General features: G+C 61.4%; 14 protein-coding genes. 9 read left to right on the forward strand and 5 right to left on the reverse strand.

Annotation, left to right across the window (positions count from 1 at the left end; genetic code table 11):
• A partial coding sequence (locus HMPREF2565_RS06540; RefSeq protein WP_141745892.1) for a transposase occupies positions 1 to 406 on the forward strand: 406 nt, incomplete at its 5' end.
• A 76-nt stretch (positions 407 to 482) separates the two neighbouring features.
• Here HMPREF2565_RS06540 and HMPREF2565_RS13410 read toward each other — a convergent pair.
• The gene (locus HMPREF2565_RS13410) at positions 483 to 1,229 is read right to left on the reverse strand and encodes a hypothetical protein (protein WP_246819127.1); all 747 of its coding nucleotides are present in this window, start codon (positions 1,227 to 1,229) and stop codon (positions 483 to 485) included.
• A gap of 132 nt (positions 1,230 to 1,361) precedes the next feature.
• Entirely contained in the window at positions 1,362 to 1,652 is a 291-nt protein-coding gene (locus HMPREF2565_RS06550) for a hypothetical protein (protein WP_070681158.1), read from the reverse strand.
• 172 nt (positions 1,653 to 1,824) lie between these two features.
• Here HMPREF2565_RS06550 and HMPREF2565_RS06555 point away from each other — a divergent pair, with 172 nt between their 5' ends.
• A complete protein-coding gene (locus HMPREF2565_RS06555) occupies positions 1,825 to 2,628 on the forward strand; it encodes a chymotrypsin family serine protease (protein WP_049154912.1) in 804 nt (267 codons plus the stop codon).
• A gap of 40 nt (positions 2,629 to 2,668) precedes the next feature.
• Here HMPREF2565_RS06555 and HMPREF2565_RS06560 read toward each other — a convergent pair whose 3' ends face one another.
• Positions 2,669 to 3,382, reverse strand: a complete 714-nt coding sequence (locus tag HMPREF2565_RS06560) for an IclR family transcriptional regulator (RefSeq protein ID WP_070754730.1) — start codon at positions 3,380 to 3,382, stop codon at positions 2,669 to 2,671.
• Between the two features lie 48 nt (positions 3,383 to 3,430).
• Between HMPREF2565_RS06560 and leuC the strand changes: the two genes are divergently transcribed.
• The 3 genes from leuC to HMPREF2565_RS06575 all read left to right on the forward strand — a co-directional run bounded on the left by leuC (position 3,431) and on the right by HMPREF2565_RS06575 (position 6,440).
• Complete coding sequence (gene leuC, locus HMPREF2565_RS06565) at positions 3,431 to 4,873, forward strand: 3-isopropylmalate dehydratase large subunit (RefSeq protein ID WP_049154909.1); 1,443 nt, start codon at positions 3,431 to 3,433, stop codon at positions 4,871 to 4,873.
• 16 nt (positions 4,874 to 4,889) lie between these two features.
• Entirely contained in the window at positions 4,890 to 5,480 is a 591-nt protein-coding gene (gene leuD / locus HMPREF2565_RS06570; protein ID WP_070511687.1) for a 3-isopropylmalate dehydratase small subunit, read from the forward strand.
• 75 nt (positions 5,481 to 5,555) lie between these two features.
• Positions 5,556 to 6,440 (forward strand): hypothetical protein, encoded by an 885-nt coding sequence (locus HMPREF2565_RS06575; protein WP_071407048.1) that lies wholly within the window; start codon positions 5,556 to 5,558, stop codon positions 6,438 to 6,440.
• A 49-nt stretch (positions 6,441 to 6,489) separates the two neighbouring features.
• On the opposite strand, the gene HMPREF2565_RS06580 is transcribed toward HMPREF2565_RS06575, so the two are convergent.
• Positions 6,490 to 7,488, reverse strand: coding sequence for an NUDIX hydrolase (locus HMPREF2565_RS06580; RefSeq protein ID WP_046649070.1), 999 nt, complete (start codon positions 7,486 to 7,488; stop codon positions 6,490 to 6,492).
• A gap of 150 nt (positions 7,489 to 7,638) precedes the next feature.
• Between HMPREF2565_RS06580 and HMPREF2565_RS06585 the strand changes: the two genes are divergently transcribed.
• Both HMPREF2565_RS06585 and HMPREF2565_RS06590 read left to right on the forward strand, forming a co-directional pair.
• Positions 7,639 to 8,637 carry an NAD(P)H-dependent glycerol-3-phosphate dehydrogenase gene (locus tag HMPREF2565_RS06585; protein ID WP_070681350.1) on the forward strand — a complete coding sequence of 333 codons (999 nt, stop codon included), beginning with the start codon at positions 7,639 to 7,641 and terminating at the stop codon, positions 8,635 to 8,637.
• Positions 8,638 to 8,658: 21 nt separating this feature from the next.
• A complete protein-coding gene (locus tag HMPREF2565_RS06590) occupies positions 8,659 to 9,729 on the forward strand; it encodes a D-alanine--D-alanine ligase family protein (protein WP_071407049.1) in 1,071 nt (356 codons plus the stop codon).
• Between the two features lie 66 nt (positions 9,730 to 9,795).
• Here the strand turns inward: HMPREF2565_RS06590 and HMPREF2565_RS06595 are convergent, their stop codons facing one another.
• Positions 9,796 to 10,710, reverse strand: a complete 915-nt coding sequence (locus HMPREF2565_RS06595; protein ID WP_070681161.1) for a DUF3515 domain-containing protein — start codon at positions 10,708 to 10,710, stop codon at positions 9,796 to 9,798.
• A gap of 92 nt (positions 10,711 to 10,802) precedes the next feature.
• Between HMPREF2565_RS06595 and HMPREF2565_RS06600 the strand changes: the two genes are divergently transcribed.
• The gene (locus tag HMPREF2565_RS06600; protein ID WP_118779500.1) at positions 10,803 to 11,768 is read left to right on the forward strand and encodes a thiamine-phosphate kinase; all 966 of its coding nucleotides are present in this window, start codon (positions 10,803 to 10,805) and stop codon (positions 11,766 to 11,768) included.
• A 35-nt stretch (positions 11,769 to 11,803) separates the two neighbouring features.
• The gene (locus tag HMPREF2565_RS06605) at positions 11,804 to 12,412 is read left to right on the forward strand and encodes a uracil-DNA glycosylase (protein WP_210385887.1); all 609 of its coding nucleotides are present in this window, start codon (positions 11,804 to 11,806) and stop codon (positions 12,410 to 12,412) included.
• The last annotated feature ends 10 nt before the right edge of the window (positions 12,413 to 12,422 follow it).

Raw genomic sequence — 12,422 nt, forward strand, 5'->3', positions numbered from 1 at the left:
TCTCACCGAGCGGCAAAAGCACCGCTTAGAGATGTTGTGGGCCACCGATGATGACTACGTGGCCCTAGAAGTAACGTGGTTGGTCTACCAAGACATGATCGCAGCGTACGCGCATCCGAAGAAATCGGAAGGCAAAAAGCTCATGGAACGCATCATCCACACCCTGCGTAAAGGATTACCAAAAGGCTTAGAAGAGCTCGCCCAACTGGGGCGCACCCTGTGGCGTCGGCGCAAAGATGTGCTTGCCTACTTTGATATCGGTGCGTCCAACGGCCCCGTCGAGGCAATCAACGGCAGACTCGAACACCTACGCGGCATCGCCCTAGGATTTAAAAACCTCAACCACTACATCTTGCGATGCCTAATCCACTCCGGACAACTACAGGACAAAATCAACGCACTCTAAAACCGGAAGGGCCCGAAAAGCGCTAAGCCATGCACGTGGCTTAGCGCTTTGCTTCTTTAGCGTGGGTGCTACACGATCATGATTTCCGCGTTGTTACCGCCGGTGCAGCGGATGATCTCGCGGTCGTCGGTCCTGCATGCGAGGTCGTAGGACTGGGGGGAACCGGACTGGTGACCGAGATTTGTGGTGGGACGTATCCGCGTAGATCTTCCAAAGAGCTTATGGTGAGCCCCATGAGGTGGCCGGCAGTCGAGCGGGCAAAATCACAGCTGGTATTCGGCCCTGCGAGGATGTAGGTGATGTTGTAGCCATCACCTGTCTGGCATACCGTGGCAGGGGTGCCGAAGACATCGACCTTCGCGCCGTTAATCTGCTTCTCTGGCAGCTGCTCGTGGATGTGGTTGATCGAACCAATGCGCGCGGATTCAATTGTTTTCCGGCTTCCAGGTGGCATGACGTACTGTCCGGGCTCTACTCCCTGAAGGTGGGGAGGCGTCGTTTGTGGTGCCTGCCGTTGTGCAGCTTGCTGCTGTGCGCCTTGCTGCTGTGCGCCTGCTTGTCCTTCTGGAGCGGAGCCACCGGGAACGGTGGGCTCGGGGCCTGCAGGCACCTCGGCGTGGGAGTCGTCTTTAAGCGGCTGGAAAGCCGGATAGGTGTTTTTGAATGATGGCTCTGTTGCCTCAGAGGTGGCCGGGGCCGTGTCTGGGGCGGCGGTCTCGGTGGTGGTGGAGGAGCAACCAGCCGCGAGTAGACCCGCGGCGGCTACGGCGGTCAATGCCGTGAGGAATCGGCGTGCGGAGGAAGGGGTCTGCGGGGAAGTCATGACCCCACACTAACGCCCGCCTAGCCATATGGTGGGGGAAAACGGGGAAAGCTGCCCAACCCTCAGTGCAGAACACCGAGTAGGCGGGCAGCAAAAGTCTGTGCTAGCGAGTCTGTGCTAGCACGAGGAGCCTTAGTGGCAGTCCCAGTGACCGTCGTGGGCTGCGTGGCGGTGGCCATCGTGCAAGTAGTCCACGTGATCGCCGTGCGGGATGGCGACGTGACCGCAGCCCTCGCCGTGCTCGTGATCGTGGTCCTCGTGAATGTGGTGCTCGGACGTCTCGCACTCGTCCCAGTGGCCCTCGTGCTCACGGTGGATGTGACCGTCGTGCAGGTAGTCAGTGTGATCGTCGTGCGGGAAGGCAACGTGGCCGCAGCCCTCGCCGTGGGTGTGCGTGTGCTCGTCGTGGATGGTGTGGGTCATGATTCCTCCTCAAAGAATCGGGGATTTTCACTCCATTTTCAGTAGTTGATAGTTACAGTAAAGCGAATTTTCACTATGTTTTCAATAGTGGGGGTGGGTGGGGGTGCCCCACCCTGATGGCTGTGCACGAAGTGAAAGGTGATTCATATGTGAAAAGCGCTAGAGTAGGGAAATGATGAAAAAGTCTCTTCAGCACCGTTCTTCGCGCCTTCTGTCTGGCCTGGCTTCTGTCGTGGGCGCGTGCTCGCTGGCCATTGGGTTTGCTGCCCCCGCAATGGCTGGCGAGGGCGTGCCGGTTACCCAAGGCCAAAAGATTGTCGCCTCCGATGGTTCTCTGTGCAGCATCGGCTATGTTGAGGCCACTCGGGCATGGACCTCGGCGCACTGCGGTCTCAATGGCGAGCAGATGTATAACGACGCAGGTCAGCACGTAGGTACACTGCGCTGGTTCAAGCCCTCGGGTGCGGCGGGGCATGACCTGGCTTATATCCAGTTTGCCGGTGGGACCTACTCTGCGGGAAACCCGCTCACCGGAGATGGAATGGCACCCGTGCCTGGTGAGGGATCAACGGTGTGCTTCGACGGGCAGGCTACCGAGCGCCAGTGTGGCACCGCGGTGCGTGGCCCGGGGCTCTTCCCAGGAATGAACTACGTTGTGGACGTGGCGTTGGCGCCAGGGGACAGCGGTGGAGCAGTCTCCGTGCCGGGGCAGCCGGGTGTGGTGGGCATCTACCAGGGGATCACTCAGGCTAGCCGCGATGGGCAAACCATAACCTTCTCTAATTATGCTCGCATGCCGCGAGCAGACGAGCTGGCGCACTTGCCGCACCAAGGCTGGGTACCGCGTCGCCCCAACCGGGAGCCGGGAAACCCAGTGCGCCTGGTGCAGGAGAGGGGAGAGGCGCTGTCTTCGACGAGTAGCACGGGTCCGGAAGGGTTGCGCGGCCTAGCCATGTACTTCGGGCTGAGCATTTAAACAGCTGGCATCGAGACAGGTGGGAATTCGTGGGCGAGTTCTAGCGTCCCGCTTTTCCCGCAGCGTCGTGGGATAGCGCGGCGGTGAGGCGGGAGGAGGCGTCGACAAGCACGTCGGCGAACTTCTCCGCTGGGGAGGGGCGGAATCGTTCGGCGGAGCCGGAGACAGAGAGTACGGCGATAAAGTTGCCGGCGGCGTCGAAGACGGGGGCGGAAACGGAAGCGAGATTCGACTCGCGTTCCTCGATGGATTCGGAGTAGCCGTTAGTGCGTGCGAGCTCGACGTCGTGCTCGCTAAAGAGGGCATCGGGAACGTGTACATCCGCAAAAGCTGCGAAGATGCGGGCGGCTGAGCCGGACGTAAGGGGTAGCTGGCGGCCGACGGGTACGACGTTGTGCAGGCCAATCTCCGGCTCGCGTGTAGCAATGCACGTGCGGGTTGTTCCAGATAGCTCATAGAGCTGTACGGACTCACCGGTGGCCTCAAGGAGCTCTTCCATGATGGGCCCGGCGGTTTCAATGATGCGATCGCGGTTGCCGGGAAGGGCGGGGCCCGCACCCCACTTTCCGTCGGGTGTGCGGGTGAGGATCCGGTGTGCCTCGAGTGCTGTGGCGAGACGGTGTGCGGTTGCTCGGGGCAGGCCGGTGGTCTCACAAAGCTCGTTAAGCGTGGAGGGGCGGTTGGTCGCGGCCATCATGATGGCAACTGCGCGATCCAATACCTTTATTCCTGATACTGCGCTATACTCTCCCATATAATGAAATCTACGTCCCATTAATTGAGATTTCAAGTGGAGAGAAACATGACTGAGAAATTGACACTCGCAGAGAAGGTATGGCGCGACCATGTCGTGCGCAAGGGGGAGAACGGCGAGCCTGATCTCCTCTACATTGACTTCCAGCTCTTGCATGAAGTTACCAGCCCGCAGGCCTTCGACGGTCTGCGCCTGGCTGGACGGACGATGCGGCACCCTGAGTTGCACTTAGCCACGGAGGATCACAACGTTCCCACCGTGGGTATAAAGACCGGAAATCTCCTGGAGATTAAGGACGAAGTTTCCCGTACACAGGTGTCTACCCTTCGCAAGAACTGCGAGGAGTTCGGCGTACGCCTGCATTCGATGGGTGATGCCCAGCAGGGCATTGTCCACACCGTTGGTCCGCAGTTGGGTATCACCCAGCCCGGCATGACCATTGTGTGTGGTGACTCGCACACCTCGACGCACGGCGCCTTCGGCTCCATTGCCATGGGCATCGGTACCTCCGAGGTTGAGCACGTCATGGCCACTCAGACGCTTTCGCTCAAGCCTTTCAAGACGATGGCTATCGAGGTTAGCGGTGAGCTGGCGGAAGGTGTTTCCGCCAAGGACTTGATCTTGGCTATCATCGCCAAGATTGGCACTGGCGGCGGCCAGGGCCACATTATCGAGTACCGCGGCGAGGCCATTCGCAAGATGTCGATGGAAGCGCGCATGACGATCTGCAACATGTCCATCGAGGCTGGTGCCCGCGCTGGCATGGTTGCTCCGGATGAAACAACCTTTGAGTACGTCAAGGGCCGCGAGTTCGCCCCGCAGGGCGAAGACTGGGACGCAGCGGTCGAATACTGGAAGACGCTGCCGACCGACGAGGGGGCCGATTTCGATACCGTCGTCGAGATCGATGGCTCCGCCCTCACCCCGTTTGTCACCTGGGGCACCAACCCGGGCCAGGGTCTGCCGTTGAGCGCTGCGGTGCCCGACCCGGAGGAGTGCGGGGACGATGGCGAGAAGGCCGCAGTCGAGAAGGCCCTGGCGTACATGGACCTCACGCCGGGCACGCCGTTGCGCGATATCCAGATCGACACTGTCTTCCTGGGATCGTGCACGAACGCTCGCATCGAGGACCTGCGCGCCGCCGCCGAGGTGGTCAAGGGGCGCAGTATCGCGGCTGATACCCGCATGATGGTGGTCCCGTCATCGGCCGTGGTCAAGGCGCAGGCTGAGGAGGAAGGCTTGGACAAGATCTTCACCGATTTCGGCGCTGAATGGCGTACCGCGGGTTGCTCGATGTGCCTGGGTATGAACCCGGACCAGCTGAAGCCGGGGGAGAGGTCGGCGTCGACAAGCAACCGCAACTTTGAGGGCCGCCAAGGCCCCGGTGGCCGTACCCACTTGGTGTCCCCGGCCGTTGCCGCGGCGACAGCAGTCCTGGGCCACCTGGCCGCACCAGCTGATATCGACGATGCCGCCGTAGCCGGCGCCTAAGGAAAGGGAAAAGACAATGGAGAAGTTCGTAACTCATACTGGCGTCGGCGTTCCGCTGCGAGTTTCCAATGTGGATACCGACCAGATCATTCCTGCGCGCTATCTGAAGTCCGTCAAGCGCACTGGCTTTGCCGAAGGCCTGTTTTCTAACTGGCGCAGCGACGAGAACTTCATTCTCAACCAGGAACCGTTCAAGGAAGGCTCTGTGCTTTTCGCGGGTCCGGACTTTGGTACCGGTTCTTCTCGTGAGCACGCGGTGTGGGCGCTTGCTGAGTATGGATTCAAGGCGGTGTTTTCCTCCCGCTTCGCCGATATTTTCCGCGGCAACTCTGGTAAGGCCGGGCTGCTGACGGGGCTCATGGAGCAAGAAGACATCGAGCTCATCTGGAAGCAGTTGGAGTCCGGTGAAACCGAAACCACCGTGGATTTGGAAGCGCGCACGGTTACCGTCGGCGGCAACAGCTATACCTTTGAGATCGATGACTACACCCGTTGGCGCCTCATGGAGGGCCTCGACGACATTGGGCTGACCCTGCGCAATGAAGACGATATCGAGGCCTTTGAGGACAAGCGCCCGGGATTCAAGCCCCGCGTCGTGGCGTCTTAGCGTGGGCAATGGGGGTGTGGGAGTGTTCCCCGCCTCCTGTGGCACCGGCCACATATCGGCGTTAACATCCTCGGCATGAGCAATCCTTATCAAAGCTTTAGCGGGGACAGCGGCAATCAGTTCGGCGGTGCAGGCGGGCATAGTGGCTATGACTATCACGACGCCGCAGGTTATGGCTATCAGCAACCAGGCAGCTACGGCTACCAGCAGCCGGGAAGCTTTGGGTACCACCAGCCCGGCGCCGCGCCTGGCAATCCACAAGGCGGGGCTCCCGCGCAGCCCATCGACGCCATGGATATTGTGGGCCAAACCTTCAAGGGCTACCTGAAGCAGCCTGTGCCAGGGATGCTGGCCATGCTGGTGCATCTCATTATCTCTTTTGCTCTTCTTCTTGTGCCGGGAACCGTTTTAGGCGGCATCTCCGCAGCGATGGAAGAAAGCGGCAGGGACATTGAACCCCTGGTTCCTACCGTGGGGATACCTCTTATGGTGGTCATGGCGCTAGCCGCCTATGCTTATCTCTGCTGGATGATGGCGAACCTCTTCAATGGTTCCCGGAAGATCGCTGATGGGGAGAAGGTCACCTTCCGCGACTACTTTAGGTTTGCGCAGCTGAGTGGTTGCGCCGGTGTCTATGCTTGCTTCTTTATTTTGGTAACGCTCGGATCTATTGCGGGTGGCTTCCCCGGACTGATTCTCTATGCGCTCCTGTGGCCAGCGCCCGTGATCAAGGCTGATAACCCCGATAAGCCTCTCATGGACTGCTTCCGAGCGGCCCTCGACCAAATCATGGAGAATCTTGGGCAGTCGCTGCTCTTTATTCTGGTCTGTTCCCTCATCACGAGCTTTGTCGTATTTATCCCCATCGTCGGCTTCCTTGCCGCCTATCCGATCTGGGCGCTCGGGATGGTCCTTTTCACCCGCGCTATACAGCGCCGCCCTGCAGCACGGTTTGAATAAGGCAGCAGGGCGGCGTAGAAACTCCTGAGGGACGTGGGCGATGCCCTGCTCAGCGCACGGGAAGCGGGCTAGCTAGATAATCTGCGCCCGTAAGCTCACCGTCGTTGAAGGAAAGAACCCACACCGAAGCTTTCTTGAACTTGAGTTCTTCGATCGGCTCTTGAATGAACTTCGGTGCATAGGACTCGATGATGCCGGGGATTGTCAGCCCTTGGCTGACGATAACCGGAACGCCGCCGCCGTCGACAACGCGTTGGAAGGCGGCGCGGGCGGTCTCAGGTGATTCAGCAAAGACATCATCGCCGAATGCTTTATTCACGGCGATATCCATGCCGAGTTCATCGGCCAGCGGGGCAGCGGTGTGCTGGCAGCGCTGCGGCGGGGCGCTATAAATGGCGGTCGGATGGAAAGGCGTGAGCATCGGCACGAGCATCTCCGCCTGGCGGCGCCCCTTCTTATCCAGCGGGCGCAGGTCATCATCACCCTCCCAGGTGCGGCGCTGGTGCGCGCGGGCATGGCGCACGTAGAGAACGCGGGTCGTTGGTGCGAGGCGCAGGCGCTTCTTTGCCTTGGCCAAGACCTGTGCATCAACGTCATAAGAGAGCAGTGCGCAGGCATCATCGATCTTCATCCAGCGCAGCTCGTCGGTTTCCTGATTCGGGGTGTATTCGCCATCGAGCACCCGCGCCAGCCAGTAGTAGACCACCTTGGTGCGGCCTTGTACTGGGTAAGCTACCTTGCCGATGAGTTTGCCCAAGCGCACGGTATAACCGGTTTCCTCGAGGATCTCGCGCGCGGCGGTAACAGGAAGGGATTCGCCCGGATCCACCTTGCCCTTGGGCAGTGACCAATCGTCATAGTGCGGGCGATGAATGAGGGCGACTTCCGGATCGTGCGGGTCACCGCGCCAGAGAACCGCACCGGCGGCCAGGGTCGTGCGCTTAAACTCATCGGCCGGATCGACGGGCACTTCTTGGTGTCGGCCAGAAATAAAGACCTCGGATTTGATGTCTTTGTCCGTCTCGTGCATGTTCTTTGCCTTGGGCATGCTGCTCCTTTTGCGCCAGTAGCTTCTAACCTTTTTCCATTTTCCTCCACTCACTGCCGCGATGCAGCCTTACGCGCCGAGCGTGCTTTAATGCCGAGCGTGCTTTAATGGGGAAAGCCGATATACCGGGAATCTACAGTGAGGTGGCACATAGTGAACGTAGCAGTATTGGGTGCGGGCTCGTGGGGAACTACGCTGGCAAAGGTTTTTGCCGATGCCGGCAATGACGTCCGCTTGTGGGCGCGCCGTGAAGAGCTAGCCCAGGCCATCAATGCACGCCACGAGAACCCGGATTATCTTCCAGATCTTCCGTTGCCCGCCTCCATCCGCGCTACCACCGATCCAGCTGATGCGCTGGAGGGTGCGGACATCGTCATTTTCGGCGTCCCCTCGCAGACCTTGCGGTCCAACCTGGAAAAATGGGCGCCGTTGCTGCCGGAGGATGCAACTTTAGTATCGATTTCCAAGGGCGTGGAGAAGTCGACGCTCAGCCTGATGAGCGAGGTGATTGCCGATGCCGCCGGTGTTTCCCCCGACCGCATTGCGGTGCTCTCCGGGCCCAACTTGGCCAAGGAGGTGGCCCAGGAGCAGCCGGCAGCTACGGTTATTGCGTGCCGCGACGCCGACCGTGCCAAGGCTGTCCAGCATGCCGCCGCAGCACCCTATTTCCGGCCCTATACCAACACCGATGTCATCGGCGCGGAAATTGGCGGTGCTTGCAAGAACGTGATTGCACTTGCCTGCGGCATGGCTGCGGGTAAGGGGCTGGGAAACAACACCATGGCCAGCATCATTACTCGAGGTCTCGCGGAGATTACTCGTCTCGGCGTGAAGCTGGGAGCGGACCCGTTCACCTTCTCTGGTCTGGCTGGTATGGGTGACCTCGTGGCAACCTGTAGCTCGACGTTGTCCCGCAACCGCACCTTTGGCTACCGCCTCGGCCAGGGCGGCACCCTGGAGGAAGCCACAGCCGCCACCAATGGCCAGGTAGCGGAAGGCGTTATCTCTTCCGATTCCATCTTTAGGCTGGCGCAGCGCGCGGGCGTAGAGATGCCTATTACCCAAGCGGTCTTCGGTGTGTGCCACCGCGGCGTGACTGTCGACGACATGATCGTGGCTCTGATGGGTCGCACCAAGAAAGCTGAGTAAAGCCGAGTAAAGTTGCTCGGTATGACTGAAGCGAATCCTGTGCGCGTGGCCGTAGTGTACGGCGGGCGCAGCTCCGAGCATTCAGTGTCGTGCATCTCCGCCGGCGCAATCATGGAGCACCTTGACCCGGACAAGTATGAGGTTGTGCCGATCGGCATCACGCGAGAAGGTACCTGGACTCAGGGCAGTCGGGAGGGCCTCGGCATTGTCGATGGGCGCCTGCCCGAGGTAGAGCTGCACGATGAGCTGGCGCTTTCCCTCAACCCCGCCACGCGCGGACGCATCCACAACGTCACTCGCCATGAGCACTACACCGAAGTGGATGTCATTGTGCCGGTTCTCCATGGACCCTACGGTGAAGATGGGACGGTCCAGGGGCTTTTCGAGCTCTCCGGCATCCCTTACGTGGGCGCGGGCGTGCTGGCCTCGGCCGTGGGCATGGACAAGGAGTTCACCAAGAAGCTGCTGGTTGCGGAAGGTCTGCCTGTGGCGCCCCAAGAGGTGCTCACTGGGGAAGCCACGCTGAGCGACGCCCAAAAGGAGCGCCTCGGCCTTCCTGTCTTTGTGAAACCGGCGCGCGGTGGTTCCTCCATCGGTGTGTCCAAGGTTTCGGCGTGGGAGGATTTCGCGGACGCGCTGGCCCTAGCCTACGAGTCCGACGAGAAGGTCCTTGTCGAGCCGGAAATTCGCGGTGCAGAGGTGGAAGTGGGCGTCCTCGAGCACCCAGACGGTAGCCTCCAGGCTTCCGTTCCCGCCAAACTTTTGGGCACTACGGAGTCCGAAGAAGGCTTTTATGACTTCGATGCCAAGTACATCGACGAGGGCGTTTCGGCGGAAATCCCTGCGCCGTTGAGCGAAGAATTAACCGCTGAGCTCCGCCAGCGCGCTATCGAGGCTTTCCGTGCTCTGGGCGCTGCCGGCCTGTCCCGCGTGGATTTCTTCGTCAGCGAGGATTCCTACTGCATCAACGAGGTGAACACCTTCCCCGGCTTCACACCCATCTCGATGTACCCCCAGGTATTCGCCGCCGTGGGTGTGGGCTATGCCGAGCTGCTGGATACCCTCATCCAAACCGCGCTCGCGCGTTCCTAGTCCTTAGCCCGCCTAGTCCCTCAGCTGAGTGCGAAGGGCAGGCGGTAGAGGAGTAGGCCGCGGTTGCTACTGGGAAGGGGTGGCGGCCACGAGGGCGTCGCTCAGCCGCACCAGCGCGGAATTGGCTGCCTCCTGCGGAGCAGACAGCGCGAGATCCTCCGCCCGGCCGAGCGCGAACCACGTGCCGGCCGTGGTGCCCTCCGCCAGGGTGGTGTCCTCGAACCAGGGCACGTCATTGACCTGCTGAAGCTGGACACCTGCACGGTAGTTCTCCGGTGCAGCCGCACCACAACGCACGACGATCTCTTCCTGGCCCGGCGCGCTGTAGACCCAGGTGTTCTTGTCACCGACATCCTCGCGGCGCGAGTAGCCCTCCGCGAGGGTCTCCGGCAGGGCCTTTTCCAGCCGGCTGCACATGGAATCCGGGCCCGCCTTCAGCTGCGATAGCGGAGCGGCATTGGGCTGTTGCTGTTTCTGTTCCAAGTGGTCGAGAGCATCACCGAGACCCTCCGGGGCGTCGTCGCGCGCGTTGTCGGAGGTGGTGGTGACCGCGACGGCGGGAACGCGCTTGGTGCTGTACCACGTCGTGAGATTCGAGCCGGGAGTGGCGTCGACGACCTGCAGCCAGGATTCGCCGTCGGCCTCGACGGTCTGGGAATACTCAGTAAATTGCTGCGGCAAGTCAACACCGCAGCGCAGCGTTATCTTGTCCTCCGAGCTCTTCGCCCACGCCGCAGCACCCGCGGGAGCTGGCTCGACAAGATCGACGCGTGGGTACCCCAGTAGTTTGTCTGGCAGCGCATCGACCACGGCGGCGCACTCGGGGGAATCCGCCGCCTCAGATGGGGTGGGAGGCAGCGCCACCGGTTGCTGGGCAGCGGTGGTGAAGACGTATTTTGCCCCAAAAATCACCGCGAAGACCATCGCGATGGCGATCCCGAGTGAGACGTAGATTGCGGTGCGGTTAAATTGGGTATCCATAGGGGCTTATCCTATCGCTGATAGTCCAGGAAGAACGAACGTGGACGGTGCGCACGCGTATAGTGCGTGGCCCGCGCAACACAAAGGAGTCCGTGACGGTGGGTTTATCGCATACCCTCGACCAAGCCGGTGAGCGGCAAGTCATCCATGAGATTGTCACCGCCGCCCCGAGCGCGCTCAACGGTGACGATGCCGCGGTGCTGTACCCGGCAGCGCCCAATTCCCGCACGGTGGCAGCGACAGACATGATGGTGGAAGGCAGGCATTTCCGCCGGGATTGGTCGACTGCCGCAGAAATTGGGCAGAAGGCCATCGTGCGCAATTTCGCCGATATCGAGGCGATGGGTGCCCGGCCCACCGCAGCACTGCTGGCTATTGCCGCGCCAGGGGAAACCCCGGTGGATTTCGTGCGGGGGATTGCGCAGGGCATCGCTGAGCGCTGCGCGGTCTATAACGCAGAGCTGGTCGGCGGCGACCTTACCCGCAGCGACAGCTTGGTCATCAATGTCACGGCGATGGGTTCCTTGGGAGGAAGTGGGGCGCCGCTGACCCTGGATGGAGCACGCGCGGGCCAAAAGCTGGTGGCGCACGGCAAGATTGGGTACTCCGGAGCGGGCCTTGCTCTGCTTCAGCGCTTTGGCCGCGCGCTGCCCCCGGAACTAGAGGAGCTGTGGCCGCTGATCGACGCCCACTGTGCACCCACCCTGAGCCCTGGGCGTGGCGTTATCGCTCGGGCAACGGGTTCGACCGCGATGACAGATAATTCGGATGGCTTAGTGCGTGATGTGGGGCATTTGGCACAACGCTCCGGGGTGCGCATCGACCTCGACCGCGCAGCCATTGCCCCGGATCCGCTCCTAGCTGCTGCCGGCGCGGTGCTTGATATCGATCCGTGGGAATGGGTCCTAACGGGAGGGGAGGATCACACGCTGTTGGCCACCACGTACAAGGCCGCTCCCTCTGGGTTCCGGGAAGTAGGCCGGGTGATGCGCGGCAGGGGTGTCACCATCAGTGGAGAAGAGCCTCGCTATCGCGAGGGCTGGGAGGGATTTGCGTGAGCCACATCGATACCTCTCGCATTCACTATTCGTGGATGCCCCACATCCGGCAAGCGCTGGAGGAGAATCTGCCGCGCCTTGAGCAGCAGATCGGCCAAGACTTCCTGCCCCCGGCCGAGGACGTATTCGCTGCCTTGTCGCTGCCCCTCGATGACGTACGTGTCCTCATCGTGGGCCAGGATCCCTATCCCACCCCGGGCCATGCCATGGGCTTGTCCTTTTCTACGCGCCCCGGGGTGCCGGCTCCCCGCTCGTTGCAGAATATTTACGCCGAGCTTCACGACGACCTCGGGATCACCGGCCGCGCGGATGGGGACCTGCGGGCGTGGTTCGACCAGGGCGTGCTGCTGCTGAACAGGGTGCTTACCGTGGCCCCGGGCCAGGCCGGCTCGCACCGGCGGATGGGCTGGGAAGCGATTACGGAGGCCGCCATCAGAGCGTTGGCGGGGCGCGATATCGTGGCCATTTTGTGGGGGCGCGATGCCCAAACCTGCCAGGCCTTCCTGCCGGGTACGGAGTGCATCACCTCCCCGCATCCTTCACCCCTGTCAGCACGACGCGGCTTCTTCGGATCGCGTCCATTTTCCCGGGCGAATGCGGCCTTAGAGGCCCGTGGCGTCTCGACAGTGGACTGGCGCTTGTAGACTAACCAAC

It is taken from the genome of Corynebacterium sp. HMSC072A04, assembly GCF_001809235.1.
Lineage (GTDB): Bacteria > Actinomycetota > Actinomycetes > Mycobacteriales > Mycobacteriaceae > Corynebacterium > Corynebacterium hiratae.